The 18,677-nt window shown below is 53.9% G+C and carries 23 protein-coding genes; 13 read left to right on the top strand and 10 right to left on the bottom strand.

Going from position 1 to position 18,677, the window contains the following annotated elements:
• Positions 1-75 precede the first annotated feature (75 nt).
• Positions 76-720: a hypothetical protein gene (locus NTE_RS12990; RefSeq protein ID WP_148701402.1), complete on the top strand. Its 645-nt coding sequence runs from the start codon at positions 76-78 to the stop codon at positions 718-720.
• A 148-nt stretch (positions 721-868) separates the two neighbouring features.
• Positions 869-1,213: a P-II family nitrogen regulator gene (locus tag NTE_RS12985; RefSeq protein WP_148701401.1), complete on the top strand. Its 345-nt coding sequence runs from the start codon at positions 869-871 to the stop codon at positions 1,211-1,213.
• A gap of 26 nt (positions 1,214-1,239) precedes the next feature.
• Here NTE_RS12985 and NTE_RS12980 read toward each other — a convergent pair whose 3' ends face one another.
• A complete protein-coding gene (locus NTE_RS12980; RefSeq protein WP_148701400.1) occupies positions 1,240-1,884 on the bottom strand; it encodes a DUF1326 domain-containing protein in 645 nt (214 codons plus the stop codon).
• Positions 1,871-2,038, bottom strand: coding sequence for a hypothetical protein (locus tag NTE_RS16745; RefSeq protein WP_158385557.1), 168 nt, complete (start codon positions 2,036-2,038; stop codon positions 1,871-1,873). Before NTE_RS16745 ends, NTE_RS12980 begins: the two co-directional genes overlap by 14 nt.
• Before the next feature lie 218 nt (positions 2,039-2,256).
• On the opposite strand from NTE_RS16745, the gene NTE_RS16965 reads away from it, so the two are divergent.
• Positions 2,257-2,412: a hypothetical protein gene (locus NTE_RS16965; RefSeq protein ID WP_193354074.1), complete on the top strand. Its 156-nt coding sequence runs from the start codon at positions 2,257-2,259 to the stop codon at positions 2,410-2,412.
• 18 nt (positions 2,413-2,430) lie between these two features.
• Here the strand turns inward: NTE_RS16965 and NTE_RS12975 are convergent, their stop codons facing one another.
• Positions 2,431-2,775, bottom strand: a complete 345-nt coding sequence (locus tag NTE_RS12975; protein ID WP_148701399.1) for a P-II family nitrogen regulator — start codon at positions 2,773-2,775, stop codon at positions 2,431-2,433.
• 156 nt (positions 2,776-2,931) lie between these two features.
• Here NTE_RS12975 and NTE_RS12970 point away from each other — a divergent pair, with 156 nt between their 5' ends.
• Positions 2,932-3,369: a hypothetical protein gene (locus NTE_RS12970; protein WP_226987012.1), complete on the top strand. Its 438-nt coding sequence runs from the start codon at positions 2,932-2,934 to the stop codon at positions 3,367-3,369.
• Positions 3,370-3,600, top strand: a complete 231-nt coding sequence (locus NTE_RS12965; RefSeq protein ID WP_148701398.1) for a C2H2-type zinc finger protein — start codon at positions 3,370-3,372, stop codon at positions 3,598-3,600.
• Here NTE_RS12965 and NTE_RS12960 read toward each other — a convergent pair.
• Positions 3,597-3,761, bottom strand: a complete 165-nt coding sequence (locus NTE_RS12960; RefSeq protein ID WP_148701397.1) for a TFIIB-type zinc ribbon-containing protein — start codon at positions 3,759-3,761, stop codon at positions 3,597-3,599. The genes NTE_RS12965 and NTE_RS12960 overlap by 4 nt on opposite strands.
• Before the next feature lie 160 nt (positions 3,762-3,921).
• On the opposite strand from NTE_RS12960, the gene NTE_RS12955 reads away from it, so the two are divergent.
• Positions 3,922-4,722, top strand: coding sequence for a class I SAM-dependent methyltransferase (locus NTE_RS12955; RefSeq protein ID WP_148701396.1), 801 nt, complete (start codon positions 3,922-3,924; stop codon positions 4,720-4,722).
• A gap of 375 nt (positions 4,723-5,097) precedes the next feature.
• Positions 5,098-6,600: an MFS transporter gene (locus tag NTE_RS12950; protein ID WP_226987011.1), complete on the top strand. Its 1,503-nt coding sequence runs from the start codon at positions 5,098-5,100 to the stop codon at positions 6,598-6,600.
• A gap of 105 nt (positions 6,601-6,705) precedes the next feature.
• On the opposite strand, the gene ppdK is transcribed toward NTE_RS12950, so the two are convergent.
• Positions 6,706-9,390, bottom strand: coding sequence for a pyruvate, phosphate dikinase (ppdK, locus tag NTE_RS12945; RefSeq protein ID WP_148701395.1), 2,685 nt, complete (start codon positions 9,388-9,390; stop codon positions 6,706-6,708).
• Positions 9,391-9,491: 101 nt separating this feature from the next.
• On the opposite strand from ppdK, the gene NTE_RS12940 reads away from it, so the two are divergent.
• Positions 9,492-10,124, top strand: a complete 633-nt coding sequence (locus NTE_RS12940; RefSeq protein ID WP_148701394.1) for a trimeric intracellular cation channel family protein — start codon at positions 9,492-9,494, stop codon at positions 10,122-10,124.
• Here the strand turns inward: NTE_RS12940 and NTE_RS12935 are convergent.
• From NTE_RS12935 to fbp, 3 genes are all read right to left on the bottom strand, one after another.
• Positions 10,114-11,169 carry a class I SAM-dependent methyltransferase gene (locus NTE_RS12935; RefSeq protein WP_148701393.1) on the bottom strand — a complete coding sequence of 352 codons (1,056 nt, stop codon included), beginning with the start codon at positions 11,167-11,169 and terminating at the stop codon, positions 10,114-10,116. The genes NTE_RS12940 and NTE_RS12935 overlap by 11 nt on opposite strands.
• 88 nt (positions 11,170-11,257) lie before the next feature.
• Entirely contained in the window at positions 11,258-11,929 is a 672-nt protein-coding gene (tpiA, locus tag NTE_RS12930) for a triose-phosphate isomerase (protein WP_148701392.1), read from the bottom strand.
• Positions 11,926-13,050 carry a fructose-1,6-bisphosphate aldolase/phosphatase gene (fbp, locus tag NTE_RS12925; protein ID WP_148701391.1) on the bottom strand — a complete coding sequence of 375 codons (1,125 nt, stop codon included), beginning with the start codon at positions 13,048-13,050 and terminating at the stop codon, positions 11,926-11,928. Before fbp ends, tpiA begins: the two co-directional genes overlap by 4 nt.
• Positions 13,051-13,239: 189 nt before the next feature.
• Between fbp and tuf the strand changes: the two genes are divergently transcribed.
• Positions 13,240-14,553 carry a translation elongation factor EF-1 subunit alpha gene (gene tuf / locus NTE_RS12920; RefSeq protein ID WP_148701390.1) on the top strand — a complete coding sequence of 438 codons (1,314 nt, stop codon included), beginning with the start codon at positions 13,240-13,242 and terminating at the stop codon, positions 14,551-14,553.
• 10 nt (positions 14,554-14,563) lie between these two features.
• Positions 14,564-14,875: a 30S ribosomal protein S10 gene (gene rpsJ / locus NTE_RS12915; RefSeq protein ID WP_075054640.1), complete on the top strand. Its 312-nt coding sequence runs from the start codon at positions 14,564-14,566 to the stop codon at positions 14,873-14,875.
• 6 nt (positions 14,876-14,881) lie between these two features.
• Here rpsJ and NTE_RS12910 read toward each other — a convergent pair whose 3' ends face one another.
• Complete coding sequence (locus NTE_RS12910) at positions 14,882-15,796, bottom strand: cobalamin-binding protein (protein ID WP_148701389.1); 915 nt, start codon at positions 15,794-15,796, stop codon at positions 14,882-14,884.
• A gap of 110 nt (positions 15,797-15,906) precedes the next feature.
• Between NTE_RS12910 and NTE_RS12905 the strand changes: the two genes are divergently transcribed.
• The 3 genes from NTE_RS12905 to NTE_RS12895 all read left to right on the top strand — a co-directional run bounded on the left by NTE_RS12905 (position 15,907) and on the right by NTE_RS12895 (position 17,937).
• Positions 15,907-16,776, top strand: coding sequence for a plastocyanin/azurin family copper-binding protein (locus tag NTE_RS12905; protein WP_148702171.1), 870 nt, complete (start codon positions 15,907-15,909; stop codon positions 16,774-16,776).
• A gap of 175 nt (positions 16,777-16,951) precedes the next feature.
• A complete protein-coding gene (locus NTE_RS12900) occupies positions 16,952-17,371 on the top strand; it encodes a hypothetical protein (RefSeq protein ID WP_148701388.1) in 420 nt (139 codons plus the stop codon).
• Positions 17,372-17,403: 32 nt separating this feature from the next.
• The gene (locus NTE_RS12895; protein ID WP_148701387.1) at positions 17,404-17,937 is read left to right on the top strand and encodes a hypothetical protein; all 534 of its coding nucleotides are present in this window, start codon (positions 17,404-17,406) and stop codon (positions 17,935-17,937) included.
• Here the strand turns inward: NTE_RS12895 and NTE_RS12890 are convergent.
• Positions 17,934-18,641 carry a hypothetical protein gene (locus NTE_RS12890; RefSeq protein WP_148701386.1) on the bottom strand — a complete coding sequence of 236 codons (708 nt, stop codon included), beginning with the start codon at positions 18,639-18,641 and terminating at the stop codon, positions 17,934-17,936. The genes NTE_RS12895 and NTE_RS12890 overlap by 4 nt on opposite strands.
• Positions 18,642-18,677 lie beyond the last annotated feature (36 nt).

Raw genomic sequence — 18,677 nt, 5'->3', positions numbered from 1 at the left:
ATACTGAAAATTTGTCTGCATTGTAATTACCTAGTAAATATTAGGAACTGCCGCCTGCAAGACACCGAGATGTGCATGGAAGGCAGAAGAACAAGAAAAAAAATTAACGCGGCAATATCGATGACGACGACAACAATACCAGCGTTCGCCGTGACGATCGCACTGCTGCTAATAATAGCGGCGGTGCCTGCGATAGCCTTGCCTTCGCCAGCATTTGCGGCTACTTTTCACATCAGCGGCGAAGCGTCCTGCAAAGCCCTCCCACTGTCCGGAGGGAACGCAACGTGGAACTCCTCTGAGCACCAGTGCGCCATTCCTGCAGGATCCGCTCTGGCCCTTTCCGGCAACAGCGCGATTGCGGTTGACTCTGGGATAGTGCTGGTCAACCAGGGCGCAATACAGAACAGTGGCGGTGGCGCGATCAACATCGCCGCCGGAGCCAAGATCCACAACAAGGGCACTTTTGACAACACCGGCAAAGTCGGTGGAAGCGGTAGCATTCTGAACGATGGCGTCCTGAACAACGCAGCTACAATTGCAATCTCGTCCCCCGGGGGCATCGAGAACGCCAAGACGGGCATACTGAGCAACAGCGGCTTTATCCACACTGGCTCCCTTGCAAACGCCGGCACTCTTTTCAACAGCGGGGTAATCGACAGCAAGAGCCACATTGAAAACAGCGGAACCATCGTCAATGGCGGGACAATAAAGTCGCCCTGACATGGCGGAGAGGCTTTTCTTTTTTCCTCTCATCCCTCTGTTTTTTATATTATATCTTTAAACAGAAATTTTATGATAATTTTATAATTTGTTAGTTTAGCAATGCTTATTACGTTTTGCCGACAGTAATTGGGTTGTAGAGAGAAACATGAAGAGGCTGGACCTGATAATTCCACACGAGCGTCTCGAAGAGGTTAACGAGATCCTCCACAAGCACAAGGTCGGAGGAATGTCGTTTTACGACATAAAAGGCAGGGGCCGCGCAAAAAGAGAGCCTGTCGCAGTCGGAAGGGGCGTCATGCGCTACGTGCCGGAGTTTGGGTTCCGCACAAAAATTGAGGTGCTGGTGGCCGACTCGATGGCAAAGCCGATAATTGACGACATCCTCAAAAACATTAGCACCGGCTCGGCATCTGACGGCAAGATATTTGTCTACGACGTGGCAGAAGCGTACGACATTGGAAGCAAAGAGACTGGCGACGAAGCTCTCTAGAAGAAGTGCAGACACACGGTTGGATTCTATCGTGAGTGGACCACCCCCTTGCCCGACTGGCGCAGAACAGTGAAATGACAGTAGGTGTCCTTGAGGTCGAGGGCGATTGAGGCCATCGTCTTGGTGATGCCACTGCCGATCTCTGCGAGGTCGAACTCGATCCCATTCGGGAGGTTAATGCGGACGCGATGCTCAGCCCCAGTCGCAGGGCTTCGGATCGGACGGGCGGTGGACTCGAGCACATCGGGGATCACGATGCGTGCTTTTCGGCGCTCGATATTCATGTCAAACTCGATGTGTTTGAAAAGCGGGGGATGGACGATGCTTGACATCATCCGATAGACCCACCAATGGGTCGCCCCCTCGTTGGTCTCGCCACCGTACAGGACGGTAGCAAGAGCGTCTCGTTGCTTGCCGTCCGCCCGCTCATCGATGACGGCCTGACACTCGCCGTTGCCCTCGTAGATCGGTCCCGGAAAAGCGTAGAGGAGGGCTGCGCCGAGGCCATCGAGCACCACATCTCCAAAGTGGCCCTTATCGATGCGGACGGCCGCGAAGCCGCGACAGTATCCGTGTGTGGGCCGGCGTGACTCGAACTGACAAGGACAGGCGTAGTCGCAGTTGCAATTGCTGAACTCGACTCCTTCGATGTACCAGTCAACCTGTGCCATGGTGCCCTCCGTCAGAACTACCTCCCGACGACATGATGATGCTCGCGTGCTGCGCCAAGACGACGAGGATGACGAGAAGCGGAACGCGGGTGATGTTCATGGCTGCCTCCTGTTGACTGAGTGGCTGGAATATCGATTTTGTTCTGATTGCCAAGCGTCTTGCGTCAATCATGGTCATATTTTATTACACGAAAAGGTTTGCTATTAGTATTTGATGAAATTGTCATTCTTGGTTTATCTACTTGCAAAATTCTAGCATCACCCTGATTCAACACGCCATGACCCGAATCCAGCAGCAGTCGGTTTTCATCCGATTTTTCACCAGTGTCGAAGAAGAAAAGAGTTATAATCTTGCCCCCTCTAGTATGTGACATGCAAGCAACTACTATACCTGAAGAACAAGGCAAGAGGACGATGCCGATATGCTTCACACCCGACCAGCTGAAGGTGGTCGAGGAATATGCCAAGAAAAAGGGCATGTTAAACGCAAGCCAGGCTATTGAAGAGCTGTTGCTGGCTTCAACCTAGCTCTCTTTTTTATACACACTAGAGAGCCGATTCTCCGCGCTTTTTCGTCCCTACGTCTATAACGTCTTCAATTTCAGAGATGAATATCTTGCCTTCGCCCTTTAGCCCCGAGCTGGTGCTTTCCAGTATCTTTTCAATCACTTTTTCCACCATCGAGTCCTTTACAACCACCATTATGGTCGAGTTGACGTTGAACTCGGGGGTGTAGGTGCCCGTTCCCCTGCCAGAGTGGATCTTGGGGCGCGGAATCTCTCCCCGGCCCTTTGACTCGAAATACGTGATGCCGCCAAGGTCAAGCTCCTTGAGGGCGGCAAACGCCCTTTCGACGCGCGCATGAGGGACCACAGCTTCGATTTTCTTCATAATTTAGATACCGAGACGGGGTAGGGAGTTCTTTTATTAAAATATTTTGTAGACTGCACAATTATATTATGTCATATTAACCGTTCATGCAATTTTTCATCTTGCCGCCTGCTCACGCATACTTTTTTTACCCGTTGTGCCAAGAGCAGCTATATCTTGCTCTTTGGTGGTAAAAGAGAGCCAGTCATGTGCGCCCTTTGCGGCAGGGAGCTGAAACACAAGTACAAGCCCAAGGATGAATGGCAGATAGAGGGCTATTTGTGCAGCGACTGCCACATCGAAAAGATGAAAGAGTTTGCGTCGAGGCCATCGCAGCAGCAAAAACAAGAAGAGCCGGACCACTGCGCCGTGTGCAAGGCAGAGCTTGGCGACGTCGCAGTCAAGGCGCGCTGGCAGTGGGAAATGGAACCCGGGACGCTTTTGTGCCAGCCTTGCTTTAACAAAAAGGAGGCCGAGTACACCAAAAGGCTGAACTTTTGCGCCACTTGCGGGGCCAAGATGGGATTTATCCGCTACAACCCCAAGCCTGCCTGGAAGATCAAGGGGCAGATGTGCCGGAAATGCTGGGATGCAAGGAACAGCCAGGGGAAGTAAATGGCAGGTTTTTTCTTTACCGCAAAGCACGAATGCGAAAAGTGCGGCAAAAAGTTTCGCAAGGTCGAAGAATTCATGCAGCACCAGCAGGTGGCGCATGAAAACAAGCAGTACGTCTGCGAAAAGTGCGGCATGGGCTTTGACGGCATGGAGCAGATGCGCGACCACGCAAAAAAGTTCCATTCGTACAACAGGATGCTTGACGACAGGAAAAAGAAAAGTAACAGCTAGACAGCCTTTAGCTGCTTTACTATTGGCGGCCTTGCCTTGCGGAACACCCTAAAGCCGCAGATGCACTTTATCTCTGGCAGGCGTGACAGCTCCTCGACAGTCACGGGCGTGCCACAGCGCATGCACTCGTAGGTTACGCTGCCAGTACCTTCAGAAGACATATGTACGCAATTGACGTTCTCTCCCCCACATTTTAAGCTTTAATTAATTATGTCTTGGTTTGAAGTATGGCAATAATAGTTATGCAGCCAGACTGGAGATAATTGTACGGTCCGAGCACAAATCTGGTTTATATCCTATGTATGGTTTAGAGAAGTGGAAATGGGTGCCAAACAGATTGATCATGATGATGACGACAAATCTCATAACGCGTCTATAATCTCGCAGTTTACAAAAAACGCGGCTCACTATCATCAATTGTCGGAGCATTCAAACCAGCATGGAAAGGAGCTGATGCTAAAATTAAGCAAGCCGCAGCCAGATGATACGGTCCTAGACGTGGCCTGCGGCACCGGGATAGTGTCGTGTGAATTTGCACAGTTTGTCTCCCATGTGACCGGAATTGACCTGACCCCTGCAATGATAGAGCAGGCAAAACAAGCGCAACAGGAAAAACAACTAAAAAACATAACCTGGAAGATTGGCGACGTCTCTAAACCGCTTCCTTTTGACGATTCGTCGTTTTCCATGGTGGTGACAAGGTACAGTTTCCATCACTTACTTGAGCCAAAAAAAGTGTTGCAAGAGATGGAGCGCGTGTGTGCCAGCAAAGGAAAGATCCTGGTCATTGACGTGACGCCTGACCCTGACAAGGTGGACGCCTACAACCGCGTAGAGAAACTGCGCGATTCGTCGCACGTGGGGGCATTAACACTGACAGAACTGGAAAACATCATGAGGGAAGCAGGCCTGACAGATATTGAAATCGAGCATCATGATTTGGAAGTCGAGCTGGAAAGCATTCTTCAAGCGTCCAGTCCAAGCCAGAACGATGCAGACAAAATCCGCCTCTTGTTCAAGCAAGACTTGACCAAGGACAACCTGGGCATGAGGAGCCACCTAAAAGAAAACAAGATCCATTTCTATTTCCCAATATCCATGATCGTTGGCAAAAAGAACTAGATGACATTTGCAGAGGCTTGAAAAGCTTTTCAAGCTGTCCGCCCGCCAGATGCCGTATTTTATTTCTCTAGATCCTGCAAGAGTCGGCAAGTAAAACCTCCCCTTGGGGCGGAATCCATTATATGCTATCCAAGAACATACACCTGTGAACGATAAAGCCGGATCCGCTACGCAAAACCTGAGGCAATTCGTGCCGCGGTTTGAGAAACACCCGAGATTGAAGAATCAAACGTTTAATTATCAGAAGGCACAAGATAACCGTTCCGTGACAGCGCAAGACAGAGAGCCTGGGATTTGCTTGACGTTGCCTAGCACCTTTACAGCTCTTTGGCTTTCGAGCCGGTTCTAGAATACGTGTAGGTAGTTGAAAAGCGAGTGGGTAGCGTAGAAAAACAAGACGTGAATAGCTCGGGATGGAGGACGCTCATAATCCTGAGCTGCCTTGGCCTGATTGTCATGTTTGACGAGACGATGATACTGCCAGCGATCCCGGATTTCATCCGCGATTTCCACATCTCGTACAGCACCTCGTCGTGGATACTTGCATCTTACATAATTGCGGGAGCGGTCATGACGCCGATTGCCGGCAAGCTCTCTGACATCTATGGCAAGAAAAAGATACTGCTCATAGTGATGGCAGTCTATGCAATGGGCATCCTTTCAGGACGGTTTGCCCACAGCATCGAAATAATGGTCGCGGCGAGAGTGGCGCAGGGAGTCGGGATGGCGATGTTCCCTATTGCTTTTGGAATCATCAGAGAAGTCCTTCCGGAGAAAAAGCTTGCAATAGGCCAGACCATATTCAGCTCTACATTTTCCGGCGGAGCCGTCATCGGCCTGGTAGCCGGCGCGGCCATAATCCAGAACTTTGGATGGCAGGCGACGTTTCTGGCGATACTGCCTGCCGCAATTGCGCTCTTGCTTGTGATAGTAAAGTTCGTGCACGTCCGGCATATCCCAATGCCGACAATGGAAGCGGGCGGCAGCGGTAATCTATCAAATGCCCAGAAAATCGACATAAAAGGAACACTAGCACTTGCCGCCACGATAGTCACATTTCTGGCAGGCATATCGCTGCTTGAAACCAACAGCGACAATTCAGTGTACCAGCTTGCAGGCCTCTTTGCGGCATCCGGGGCATCTCTTGCGGCATTTATCGCCATCGAAAAGAGAGTGCAGATGCCTCTGCTAGACCTGAAGATAATGACCAGCAAGCTCTTCCTCCCTCCCGTCATCGTCATCATGCTGGTCTTCATGTCCATGTTCATGGTGTACCAGACTATCCCTGTCATGGTGAGGAGCCCCGAGCCGCTTGGGTTTGGAGGGGACGCGATAACCTCCGCAAGGGTTCAGCTTCCCTTCATGATCGTACTGCTTGCAGGGACGATAATGTCGGGATTCCTCTTGAATAAAGTCGGCAACGTCAGGCTATTGTTGATAGGCACTGCAATCAGCACTATGGGATTCTTTAGCCTGTTGGCGTTCCATTCGACAGAAGACATTGTATCGGTTGGGCTTGGGATAATCGCAGCCGGGCTCTCGCTTTCAATCACCGGCGCGTTTAACGTGATACTCCTTTCGGTGCCGATGCAGGTGACCGGAATTGCCCTTGGGATGGCGATGCTCCTCAACCTAGTCGGAATGTCGATTGGCCCGTCGTTTGCCGGAATGTTCCAGCAGATGGACCAGGGGACCGTCCCGGGAGTTCCAGGCACGTTTCCGACCGAGGCCGCGTACAACATGATATTCCTCACGGCGGCGCTGGTGTCAATTGCGTCTGTTGTCATGGCGCTCTCTGTGGCAAGGAGAAAAATCGCGCCTGCGGTAATGACTGGGGAACAGCGAGAGGCAGACAAAGGCGGATTCGCTGGACACTAGCAACAACTGATAGCGACAACAACTGCAGCACTAACAACAATTGACCAATAGGGCGTATGGATGTGTGTCTTGGACTGAACCTGACAAAACAACCACATTTTTTGATCAATCAGTCAGGAATCTGGACAGCTTGCCGCTCTTGTTGCCCCTGATGGCCGACTGGGCCGCTGCAAGGATGGCGATGGGTATCCTGTGCGAAGAGGCGCTCACATAGTCAAGCCCGATGGTGGTGCAAAACTCGATGGACTTGGGGTCGCCTCCGTGCTCGCCGCAGATGCCTATCTCCATGTCCTTTTTCACCTTCCTTGCCATCTCTATCGTCATCTTCATCAGCCGCCCCACACCTTTCTGGTCTATGCTCTGGAACGGGTTGACCGCTATGACTCCCTTCTCGAGGTAAAAGGGCAGGAACTTGCCTTCAGCGTCCTCCCTGCTAAAGCTGAACGTGGCCTGCGTGAGGTCGTTCGTGCCAAAGCTGAGGAAATCAGCTACGTGAGCAATCTCGTCTGCCACGAGGCACGACCTGACGACTTCGATCATGCTCCCAAAGACTATCTTTAGTTTGATCCTGTGCCTGTGCTCGGCCTCGCGTTTTACAGACTCGAACATGTGCCTGACGGTTGCAAGCTCGTTGACGGTTGCCACCTGCGGCACCATTATCTGCGACTCTACCCTGACGCCTTCTTTTGTGAGGTCAGCCGCCGCCTCGCACACTGCCCGTATCTGCATCTCGTATATCTCTGGAAACGTTATCCCGACCCTGACGCCCCTGTGGCCGAGCATCGGGTTTATCTCGGAAAGCTCGCGCACGCGCCTGAGCATCTTTTCGCGCTTTAGCATTTCTGCCTCTGCCCTGTGCCCGCCCTCCGACTTTAACTCGAAAATCTGCATCATCAGGTCTTCTTCCTTTGGAAGGAACTCGTGCAGCGGCGGGTCAAGGAGCCTGATAGTCACCGGCAACCCCTGCATCTCTTTGAATATCGCCTTGAAGTCGGACCTTTGCAGGCGCTCAAGTTCCGCCAGAGCTTTTTCTCGCTCTTGCTCCGTCTCGGCCATGACCATTTTTGTGAAAAGCGCGATCCTGTCGTGCTGGTTGAACATGCGCTCTGTCCTGCACAGCCCGATGCCTTCTGCGCCATACTTCCTTGCCAGAGTCGCGCTCTCGGGCGTGTCGGCGTTTGCGCGGATCCTTATCGCCTTCATCTCGGCCGACCACTGCAGGATCTCCTTGAATTCTGACGTTATCTCGGGAGCCACGGTGGGCACTTCAACTGTATACACCCTGCCTGTCGATCCGTCAATAGTTATCTTTTGGCCTTCTGTGACTGCCACCCTGCCGTTGACGGAGAAGCTTGCGCCCTCCGGGTCTATCTCTATCTGCGAGCAGCCAACTACGCACGGCTTGCCCATGCCCCTTGCCACCACCGCCGCGTGCGAGGTCTTGCCGCCCCTAGTGGTGAGTATGCCGACTGACTGGAAGAACGCCGGCACGTCGTCCGGCTTGGTGTCCTCTCTGACGAGGATGACTTTGTCTCCGCGCTTGCCCATCGCCTCTGCCTTTGCTACGTCAAAAACGGCGATACCGCTTGCCGCGCCCGGCGATGCCGCAACCCCTGTGGCAACCGGCTTTTGCCTGACTACATGGCTGTCGATCCTCGGGTACAGTATCTGCTCAAGGCCCTCCGGGTCAATTCGCTGCAGCGCCTCGACCTTGTTGATGAGGCCTTCGTGGTACATGTCCACCGACGTCTTGACGCTTGCACCTGCGCTCATCTTGGCCGTCCTTGTCTGCAGGATGTACAGCCTGCTGCGTTCGACGGTAAACTCGACGTCTTGGCATTCCCTGAAATGGTTTTCCAGTTTCTGGCAGACTTGGCTCAACTGGCTGAACACCTTCGGCATCTCGCTTTCCATCTGGTCGATGTGGCTTGGGTTTGCCTTGCCCGACACGACGTCTTCGCCCTGCGCGTTAACCAAATAGTCGCCGTACAGCTTTTTCTCGCCTGTCTCGGGGTTTCGCGTAAACACGACGCCTGTCGCGCTGTCGTTTCCCATGTTGCCGAACACCATCGCCACGACCGTGACTGCGGTGCCGTTTGCCATGTCCGGCGTGATTCCGTACTGCCTGCGGTATTCTACTGCGCGCTTGCCCATCCACGAGCGAAACACCGCGTCGATTGCAAGCTCTATCTGCTTGTACGGGTCGTCAGGAAACCTCTTGCCCGTTGCCTCGCACAGCGAGCGGAACGACGCGATGACCTGCCGCAGCGCCTTTTCGCCAGAGATGCCATTATTATTATTTCCTGCAAACGCTTTTTCAAACTGCCTGTCGTCTGCGCCAAGCACTATCTTGCCAAACATCTGGATAAAGCGCCGGTAGGCATCAAGCGCAAACCTGACGTCGCCGCTCTGCGCGGCAAGTCCTTCCACCGTCTGGTCGTTCAGGCCGAGGTTGAGGATCGTGTCCATCATGCCCGGCATCGACACCGGCGCGCCTGACCTGACGGAGACAAGAAGCGGGTTTTTTGCGTCGCCAAACTTTTTGCCAGTTATCGTTTCAAGGCGCCGGATGGACTTGCGCACCTCGTCCATCAGGCCGTCCGGCAGGCGCTTGCCTGCCTCGTAGAACTTTTCGCAAATGTCAGTCGTGATTATAAAGCCGGGTGGGACTGGCAGGCCCAGCTTTGTCATTTCCGCAAGGCCGGCGCCCTTGCCTCCAAGGAGTGCCCTGTTCTTGCCGTCAGCCTCGTCAAAGAAGTATATCGGCTTGGCAATCGCGCTTGTGCTCATGTTCTTTTTGTAATAAAGCTTGCCAACTGCTGGTTTAAAACGTTATGAACGTTGTACACACCGATAGTTTCAAATCAATGCCTAACCAGAGCTAGCCGGCCTTGGCGGACCCCGGCCTTTCCGTTTCCACGCTCATCCAGTTCCTAGACCTCTTTGGGACTGCCGCGTTCGCAGCCACCGGCGCGTTCAAGGCAGTCGAGCATAAGTCCGACATCGTCGGAATCATCATACTTGCCACGATAACCGGCGTTGCAGGCGGCGTGCTCCGGGACGTGATATTTGGCAGGATACCGCCCGTCGCCATAGCAAACCCGTTCTATGTTATAATAACGATAGGGATGGCAGTTGCGATCTTTTTCCTCTACAGGTCGTTCAAGCACTACGAGGGGCTTATCCTGAAATTTGACGCAGTAGGCCTTGGCGTCTTTACCATAATCGGCGCGTCGTTTGCCTACAGCGTGTTTGGGATGAATTTCCTTGCGATGGCGTTTGCAGGCATAGTGACCGCAATCGGGGGCGGGATACTGCGCGACGTTTTTGTCAATGAAGTGCCGATAGTGTTTGTCAAAGAGCTGTACGCGTCTGCAAGCTTTGCCGGCGTGGTCGTGTTTTTTGGGATGCTTGCCGCCGGAGTCGACGTCAACGTCGCGGCCATACCGTGCATCGCGCTTGTAACGGGGCTTCGCATGTTTGCGATGAAGTACAACTGGAACCTGCCGAGGCCTAGGGTCTAGCCTCGTACACAAGGTTCACTGGGCTTTTCATGGCGCGCCTGAATCTGGTAAAGCCGCCCTTTTCGACTACCTCGCGTATCCTTTTCTCGCCTGCCTGCGCGCCAAGCCCCGGCCCGCCCTGCGCAAGTGACGCCGGCACGCATACGGTAGTCGAAGCAGAGTAGAACAGCCTCCCAAGCGGGTTGAGGTTGTCCTCCAGCCTGTCTTCGGCGTACGGCTCGACTATGAACATCGTGCCGTCCTTTTTCTTGAGCGCCCTGTACGTGTGGGCCGCCGCGCCATATGGGTCGGCCATGTCGTGCAGGCAGTCAAAGAACGCAACAACGTCATAGTCGTCGCCAGCAAAGTCTGTGGACTTGGCCACTTGGAATGTCACCCTGTCTGCAACCCCTTCTTTTTCTGCCTGCTTTTTTGCCCATTCAATGGAAGGCTCGTGGTAGTCAAACCCGTAGAACTTGGAGTTTGGGTACGCCTTGGCCAAAAGTATCGTCGATGCGCCATGGCCGCAGCCGACGTCTGCCATCTTGGCGCCCTTTACCAGCTTGGCCTCCACGCCGTCAAGTGCCGGTATCCAGTTCCTGATGAGGTTTGCGTTGTACGCCGGCCTGAAAAAGCGCTCGGTGCCTTCAAACAGGCACTTGTCGTGGTCGCCCCACGAAAGCCCCCTTCCGGTCCTTACCGCCTCGATTATCTTTTGCTCGTCCTTGAAAAGCGACACCAATATCTGAAAGCCGCCCTGCATGAACGCCGGGCCTCCTTCCTGCGCAAGCGCCATCGCCTGCTCCTCCGGCAGCATGTACTCACCTGTTTTGGCGTCGTACGACACGTACCCGCCTGCAGCCTGGCTTGCAAGCCACTCTCTTATCATGCGCGGGTTGGTGCCTGTTTTTTGTGCAAGCGCGTCTGCAGTAATAGAGCCCGCACCTGCCATCGCCCTGTACAGTCCCAGTCTGTCGCCGACAAATGCGAGGAGTACTCCTGCCCCTCCTCCCATGTCGCTTACCACCTTGCCGATAAACTCGTTCAACTTTGCCTCGTCGACCATATCTGTGCGCACTTCAGCAAGACTGAATATTTAAGAAATTTTCCAGATCTTTACAGAATCTCTTTACTCTGCGTATCTTCTATTATTATTACGATATTTTCTTCATGCCCTGCGCAAGCTCGGCTATCTTGTCAGGCCACGACTTGGCTTTGATTATGCCAGAAGCGACCAGCACGCCGTACGAGCCAAGCTCGACTGCCTTTGCCACGTCGCTTTCATCGGTGATGCCTGCGCCGCAGATCACCTTTGACCTGCCGCCTGCAGCCTTTATCGAATCTGTTATGATGGCCGGGTTTTCCTTTGACACTGCCCTGCCAGAGCCTATGAGCTCTGGAGGCTCGATTGCGATAAAGTCCGGCTCCATTTTCGATATCGCTGCCACCTCGTCAGGCGTGCGGGCGCACACTATTGACGTCATCTGCAGCGAGCGCAGCCTCTTTACCAAGCTTGCGATAATATCAACGCCGATCCTGTGCTCGCTGTGGTTTATCAAAGAGCCTGACGCGCCGTACAATTTTGCGATCTCTGGCACGAAAAACCCGGTAGTCGAGCCTTGCTGCGCGTCGTCGATGTGCTGGCTTACTACGGGAATGTCAACGCTTTTGCAGACGAGCGCAAGCGCCGGCTGCGGGGGCGCAACCACCACCTCGACTCCCAGTCTTTTTGCAACGTCCTGCGCCGCCATTGCAAGCTCGAGCGTCTTTTCTGCCGAAGACGCCTCGCCATAATTCTTGAAATTGATGATGAAAGGCCGGTTCAACGCTTGCCAGCTTTGCCCTTCTTCTGCGCGTCGAGGTCGCGGAACTTGGATTCCAGCTTGCTCATGCGCGCCTGGTAGCCCTTGTTGTACTCTAGCTCTTCTGGGATGAGAGTTGCAGGATGGATAAAGCCCTGGTTGCGCATTATCATGGCGCGCTCTGCCGCCCACATGCGCTGGAGGTCCCAGTCTGCAGTGCCAAAGCCATCGTGCGGGCCGGTCAGCTTGCCGTTGTGCATACTGAAAAGCAGGCATGATACGATGGGTATGGAGTAGTTGAGGCTTGCCGGCGAATTGAGTTTTACTGGCTGCAGTGGCATGTGGTGGCTCCCCCTCGTGTTGCCTGCCACATAGTGCGGGTCGTTAAACGCGCTTCCCGCCTCTTCGGTCGCCGGAAAGTTCTTCTGCGTCCTTACTATCATGATCGGGTCGTCCTTGCCGACGTACGTGCCGGCGATGTTGTGCAGGCGGTCCGTGGACGCGGACACTATCTGCTCAGACATGTCTGCTGAAAACACCGCGGAAACCACGTACCTGCCGGGATACATCAGGGCCGCCTCAAGCTCTGCCTTGTCCTGCCACATCTTTAGATCGGCGACCTTGCCGGACATGACGTCCATTATCCGAAATACGACGCCCTCTGCAAGGCGCTCGTTTATCAAAAGCCCGGTGTTGCTCCTTGCGTCGACAAACATCCTCCAAAGCGGAAAGTTGTATGCGCCCGGCTCTGTCTTGTCGGCTGCAAAAATGCAAAACACCTCGCTTGGGCGTTCCTCCATTTCAATCTCTGCTACCCCCGGGCCCATGCCCTTGACGTTGCCAGAGAACGAGTCCTTCAATAGATCTTGGCCTGCGCCGTACAGCCCCTGCTCCTTGGCCACCTTTGTGCCCTCTGTAAACGCGTCCCACGCCAGCTTGTGGATTTTTTCATTGTCGACTCCAAGCGTGTGCGTCATTATGATGTGAATGTCGTCGCCGCTATAGCCGATGTAATGATCGATAAGCATCCCCTTTGAGTTCTTGGCTACAAAGTTCTTTACCGCGTCAACGAGCTCGTCGCTTGGGCGGGTGTGGCCGCCAATGCCTCCAATGTCTGCCTTGATTGCGCTGATCGTGATCCGCATGTCTGAAGAAAAAAGTCGCGGTTCTTGGCTTAAAACTCTTCCGATAATTCTCTCCTGTTCAAATGAACATTTTGCACATCAAGCCTCTCGCACATGCATGGGCTGCAAAAAATTTGCGAGTGAGGCGTACAAGAAATCGCAAGAATCGCAGGCGAAATATAAATAAAGCCCATGAAGCGTTCTTGCCCTATGAGCGCTAGCAAAAAGCCACACCTGAACATTGTGGTTACAGGCCACGTCGATAATGGTAAATCTACTACTGTCGGTCACTTGCTCGTCGATCTCGGTGCAATTGACCAGAGAACTATTGATGCATATGCAAAAGAATCCGAGGCAACCGGCAAGGGTGACACTTTCAAGTACGCATGGGTCATGGACTCTATCAAGGACGAACGCGAAAGAGGTATCACCATCGACCTTGCTTTCCAGAAATTCGAGACCGGAAAATACTTTTTCACGCTGATTGACGCTCCGGGTCACAAGGACTTTATCAAGAACATGATCACGGGCGCGTCAGAGGCTGACGCGGCCATCCTCGTCATCTCGGTCAAGCCGGGTGAGACAGAGGCATCCATCGAGCCGGGAGGACAGGGCAGGGAGCACGCGTTCCTTGCCAAGACGCTCGGCGTCGGCCAGATTGTAGTCGCATTGAACAAGATGGACGATGTCGGCTACCAGGAGGCACGCTACAAGGAAGTCCGGGACAACGTAGAGAAGATGCTAAAGTCTGTCGGCTTTAACATAGCCAAGGTCAACTTTGTGCCGGTGTCCGGCTGGAAGGGCGATAATCTTGTCAAGAAGAGCGAGAACATGCCGTGGTACAAGGGCCCGACCCTTGCGGAGGCACTTGACGCGTTCGAGCCGCCAGAGAAGCCAATCGGCAAGCCACTCAGGGTTCCAATACAGGACGTTTACACAATCACAGGCGTCGGCACCGTGCCGGTAGGCAGGGTGGAGACAGGCAAGATGAGGCCAAACGACAAGGTCGTAGTCATGCCATCAGGCGCCGTCGGTGAAATCAAGTCCATCGAGACTCACCACACAGTGCTCGAGTCGGCAGAGGCAGGCGACAACGTCGGCTTTAACCTCCGAGGCGTCGACAAGAAGCAGATCAAGCGCGGCGACATTATCGGCCCGTCAGACAACCCGCCGGCAGTCGCAAAGGAATTTGAGGCACGCATCATCGTCATCTCGCACCCGACCGCAATCGCTCCGGGCTACACGCCGGTGCTTCACGCGCACACTGCGCAGGTCGCGGCGACAATCTCCCACTTTGTGAGCAAGATTGACCCAAGGACCGGTGCAACGACAGAGGAGAACCCCAAGTTCCTAAAGACGGGTGACGCGGCAATCGTCAAGATAAAGCCAGTCAGGCCGCTTGCAATCGAGACGTTCAAGGACTTTCCGGAGATCGGCAGGTTTGCGCTCCGCGACATGGGAACAACCATCGCCGCAGGCGTCGTCCTGAACATCACCGAAAAGTACGACCCGAACAAAAAGTAAGTGAATCTCAATGCCACAGGCAGCAAGAATCAAACTGACAAGCACGAACCTCACCACGCTTGAAGGCGTGTGCACCGAGATCAAGGGCATCGGGGAAAAGAGCGGCATCAAGCTGCGCGGGCCCCACCCCTTGCCGACCAAGCGCATGAAGGTGGTGACGAGAAAGTCGCCGTGCGGCCAGGGAACGAACACGTACGACAAGTACGAGCTTCGCATCCACAGGCGGGTAATCGACGTGGGCGCCGACGACAGGGCAATAAGGCAGCTTATGCGCCTGAAAATCCCTGACGACGTCTACATCGAAGTCTCGCTGACCCAATAACTTTCTCTACTTTACTACTTTTTTGTAACTGCCCTTTGGCACCTTTATCTTTCTCGCAGCTTCGGGGTGGATTATCTTGGCAAGTATCTCCAGGCCGACGACGGTTCGCGGGCTGGGCTTGCTGAAATACGCGCCCGATTCCACCGCATAGACGTTCTTTTGTTTCACCGCGCGAAGCGACTCCCACTTTGCATTTCCCTTGAGGACCTTCATTTCTTCAAGCGTCCTCTTTACTCCAAAGCCGCACGGCATCATGACAATGATGTCGGGGTCGAATTTTGAAATCTCTTCCAAATCTGTTCTGCGCGACTGCTCGCCTGCAGCGCTCAAGCCGTTTGTGCCGCCTGCGTACTCGACCATCTGCGGAACCCAGTGACCGGCGGTGAACGGCGGGTCGACCCACTCTATGCACGCCACCTTTGGCCTGTTTTTTATTTTCAATGCGCGCACTGCGTCGATGCGCCTTTGAAGCGACGACACCAGCCTGCGGCCCTCCTTTACCCTGCCGACCTTTTCTGCCACGTCCATGATGCTTACCCGCACGTCGTCAAGGTCGTGCGGGTCAAGCACCAGCACGTCGGGCCTGCCGCCAAGGATGCTTACCGCCCTTCCTATCTCTTTTGTAAAGGGAGAGCAGACCTCGCAGAGCCCCTGAGCCACGATAAGCTCCGGGTCGGCTTCTTTTAGCGCCTTTTCGTCAACTATGTAAATGTCGCCTCCCGACCGCACAAGCTCGACTATCTTGCTGTCAATTTCTTTTCCAGACATGCTGGCAGGATCAAAAGACGGGCGTATGACCTGCGGCTTTTTCCGCGCGGCAGGCGGGTGCTTGCACTCGTGAGTCACGCCGACTATGTGATGTCCGAGACCAAGCTCGTACAGCGTCTCTGTGGCGCTTGGCAGAAACGAGACTATGCGCACGGTATCTCCAATAAAACGGCGCGTGCGTTAAAAACCTGCCTTATACTTGGGGTCTGCCTACAGAGCAGTAATCCAAAAGTCTTTTAACCCCATCGCACTCGCAATTATCAATGAACGCAAAGATAGCACTAGCCGTAGGCATGACGGCTATTCTGGCGGCCGTATTGGCTATCCCTAGCCAGGCCGCCTTTGCAGCCACTGTCAACATCACCATCGTGCCGGGAGCGTCGACAAAGACAAACGACGCATTTTCTCCAAACCCGGCGCAGGCTAATGTGGGCGATACCGTGATATGGACCAACAAGGATGGCGCTCTGCACACTGTGAACTCTGGCACCGGAGGCACCGCCGACAAAAAGTTCGGCCTCAAGGAAGACGGAAGCCCCGTGCTCATACCTCCAAGCAAGACTTTTGAATGGAAGGCCACGGAGGCAGGAGACTATCCATACTTTTGCTCGCTCCACCCTGCAATGGTCGGCGATCTCAAGGTAGCAGCGGCAGGCAGCGGAGGCGGCGCTACTACTGGTGGTAACACTACTACTGGTGGCAACGCTACTGGCGGCGGAAACGCAACCATGCAGCAAGGAACGGCCACAGCTCAGCTTGACGGCAAGAGCTACACAGTGACCAGCAAGTCTGCAACTTCCAAGGTGACTACTGCAACTATCACCGCGGGCAAGTCGGTCAACGTGGCTTTTGACAAAGCCGGCGAAATGGAACTGACGCTGCCAAAAGCCATGATAAGTGGCATACAGAGTGTCACCGCAAACGGCCAGACCGTGCAATTTACGTCAACAAACTCGACAGACTCGACGACGATCAAGTTCACAGCACCGACCGGCGCTACATCGGTTGACATCACTGGAACCATGGTCGTGCCAGAGTTTGGCGTGATTGCAGCGCTGGTACTTGCAGTGTCGCTTGTGGCAGTGATAGGCGTCGCGCGCTTTAAGGGACAGGCCTTTGGATTTAGGCTATAAGACCTCCTCCCTTTTCCTTTTCTTTTTCAAACACCACACTCTTTATTAGAACTGGCAGACAAACACAATGTCGTCCGTGTTAGTGCATTTTGCTGCGGCAGCACTATTGCTCGCTTTGCCTTTTTTCTTGCAACCTCCTCCTGCCTTCGCACAAGCCGCCGGTAACGCGAATCCGGTGATGCTGGAATCTACAAGCGATCAGGGGACGTTTCTGGTAAAGATTGAATGGACGCCGGCAGACATTGGCACAGACAACACCTTCAAAATACGATTCATCGAGCCTGAAACCGGCAGAGAGCTGGAAGACGTCGCCTACGATTTTATCATAGTCTCGTCGGCAAGCGGACAGGAAGTGGTGCACCGGCACTCGCAGACTTCTGAAGCAGCAGCCGCTGCAAGTACGCAGACCGTAGAATTTTCTGCACAGGGGCCGTACACGATCAAGATTGCAAACATCGACGGACTTGGCGAGGGGGCCAATTTTGACGTGACGGTAACACCCGAGTTTGCGCCTGCCATGATAATACTAGCCGCTGCCGCCGGCATCGCGCTTGTATCGACGATTTTCCGCGCAAGGTTCCAAAAGGGGCTATAATTTATTACCTTGGCCGGGGCATTAGGTGCAATATGGTGTCTACAACGCTATACCTTTCCGTCGCACTTGCCGCAATCCTGGCCGCCGGGTTTGCGGTGATTCCTGCTGCACACGCGCAGACAGGAGCGCCAGCCGCTGGTGGCAAAAAAAGCCTTGACATCGCTATTCAGCCTGAATGGTCAGATGGTGCAAACGCCAAACTGAATGTGAGCTTTTACAATCCCGGCACCACAACTCTTCACCAGCATCAGGACTATGATGTCGTAGTACTCCAGAACGGAAACGAGATATTCCGCGCTTCAAAGCAGGTCAACCAGCCGGTGCTGCACAACGTGGAAGGAAAGCTTTCTGTGCCGTACAAGTTTCCATCAAACGGTCAGTATACCGTGAGGGTTGAGCTTCTTGGCCTCGGCCTGCCTCCTGTGCCTATAACACCAGAGCACACTGACCTTTCCATCAATGTGGTTCCAGAGTTTCCAGCAGGCGCGCTGGCCGCAGTTGCTGCAGTAACTATGGGAGGAGCAGTAGTCGTCGCAAGGATAAAGAAAATGAAAAAGGAGGCCTAGGCCTTGCGAGAAAGGGCGCGGGCTGCAATGGCAATGCCTGCGACCCCTACTCCAATTCCTGCCATGCCGACCAGGTAAGCCCTGTCGGCTTCAGATTTTATTGTTCCAATGTCCTGTGCAGCCTTTTGGGCAGCGTCGGTTGCATTTTGCGCAGATGTCTTGGCAGCATCAACTTGTCCGCTCACGTCGGACAGGGTTGTGCGGATCTGGTTGACAAAGTCCTGCGGGATGCTCTGGTTCGGGTCGCCGCTTGATGCCGGGAAGTTGAGCGTCTTGGTGTCCTCGACATCTTCAATGTTGACCTGATTGTTTACCTGCTGGCCGGAAATGGTGCCGGTTATCTTGACCGTCATCTGGCCGAGCTGCGTCGGGATTATCTGCGCAACATAGAGGCCGGCCGCCTCTCCTGGAAGGACTTCAAGGTCCTTGCTGTCGCCGCCCTTTGTCACTGTCACCTTTGCGTTTGCAAACGCGTTTGCCACAGGCTTGCCGTCAGAGATCTTGGTCACCTCAACCGTGATGGTGTTCATCTGGCCAAGAAGCGGCGGCTCTGTTCCCCAGCCTACCTCCATGTTGATATCGCCTGCTTTGGTTGCAGTGTGGGCGTACGCAGGGCGGGCAAAAGAAAAAGAAGAAAGCGTTGCGGCAAGCAAGATCGGGATTGCAAGTGTTAGAACAAGGGCGGCTTTTTTCATCAGCATCATAGAAAAATTATCCAGCAGTGCTTATAATCTTTGATG

It is taken from the genome of Candidatus Nitrososphaera evergladensis SR1 (genome assembly GCF_000730285.1).
GTDB classification, from domain to species: Archaea; Thermoproteota; Nitrososphaeria; order Nitrososphaerales; family Nitrososphaeraceae; genus Nitrososphaera; species Nitrososphaera evergladensis.
The sequence above is the reverse complement of the archived record's forward strand: the minus strand, read 5'-3'. Positions and strand labels throughout refer to the sequence as shown.

What these genes read in the sequence shown, in the direction of transcription:
- NTE_RS12890 (WP_148701386.1), bottom strand. Translation starts at nt 18,641, where the DNA reads ATGATGCTGATGAAAAAAGCCGCCCTTGTTCTAACACTTGCAATCCCG.
- NTE_RS12980 (WP_148701400.1), bottom strand. Translation starts at nt 1,884, where the DNA reads ATGGCACAGGTTGACTGGTACATCGAAGGAGTCGAGTTCAGCAATTGC.
- NTE_RS12895 (WP_148701387.1), top strand. Translation starts at nt 17,404, where the DNA reads ATGGTGTCTACAACGCTATACCTTTCCGTCGCACTTGCCGCAATCCTG.
- NTE_RS16965 (WP_193354074.1), top strand. Translation starts at nt 2,257, where the DNA reads ATGCAAGCAACTACTATACCTGAAGAACAAGGCAAGAGGACGATGCCG.
- NTE_RS12955 (WP_148701396.1), top strand. Translation starts at nt 3,922, where the DNA reads ATGGGTGCCAAACAGATTGATCATGATGATGACGACAAATCTCATAAC.
- rpsJ (WP_075054640.1), top strand. Translation starts at nt 14,564, where the DNA reads ATGCCACAGGCAGCAAGAATCAAACTGACAAGCACGAACCTCACCACG.
- NTE_RS12985 (WP_148701401.1), top strand. Translation starts at nt 869, where the DNA reads ATGAAGAGGCTGGACCTGATAATTCCACACGAGCGTCTCGAAGAGGTT.
- NTE_RS12975 (WP_148701399.1), bottom strand. Translation starts at nt 2,775, where the DNA reads ATGAAGAAAATCGAAGCTGTGGTCCCTCATGCGCGCGTCGAAAGGGCG.
- NTE_RS12990 (WP_148701402.1), top strand. Translation starts at nt 76, where the DNA reads ATGGAAGGCAGAAGAACAAGAAAAAAAATTAACGCGGCAATATCGATG.
- NTE_RS12960 (WP_148701397.1), bottom strand. Translation starts at nt 3,761, where the DNA reads ATGTCTTCTGAAGGTACTGGCAGCGTAACCTACGAGTGCATGCGCTGT.
- fbp (WP_148701391.1), bottom strand. Translation starts at nt 13,050, where the DNA reads ATGCGGATCACGATCAGCGCAATCAAGGCAGACATTGGAGGCATTGGC.
- ppdK (WP_148701395.1), bottom strand. Translation starts at nt 9,390, where the DNA reads ATGAGCACAAGCGCGATTGCCAAGCCGATATACTTCTTTGACGAGGCT.
- NTE_RS12905 (WP_148702171.1), top strand. Translation starts at nt 15,907, where the DNA reads ATGAACGCAAAGATAGCACTAGCCGTAGGCATGACGGCTATTCTGGCG.
- tuf (WP_148701390.1), top strand. Translation starts at nt 13,240, where the DNA reads ATGAGCGCTAGCAAAAAGCCACACCTGAACATTGTGGTTACAGGCCAC.
- NTE_RS12935 (WP_148701393.1), bottom strand. Translation starts at nt 11,169, where the DNA reads ATGGTCGACGAGGCAAAGTTGAACGAGTTTATCGGCAAGGTGGTAAGC.
- NTE_RS12965 (WP_148701398.1), top strand. Translation starts at nt 3,370, where the DNA reads ATGGCAGGTTTTTTCTTTACCGCAAAGCACGAATGCGAAAAGTGCGGC.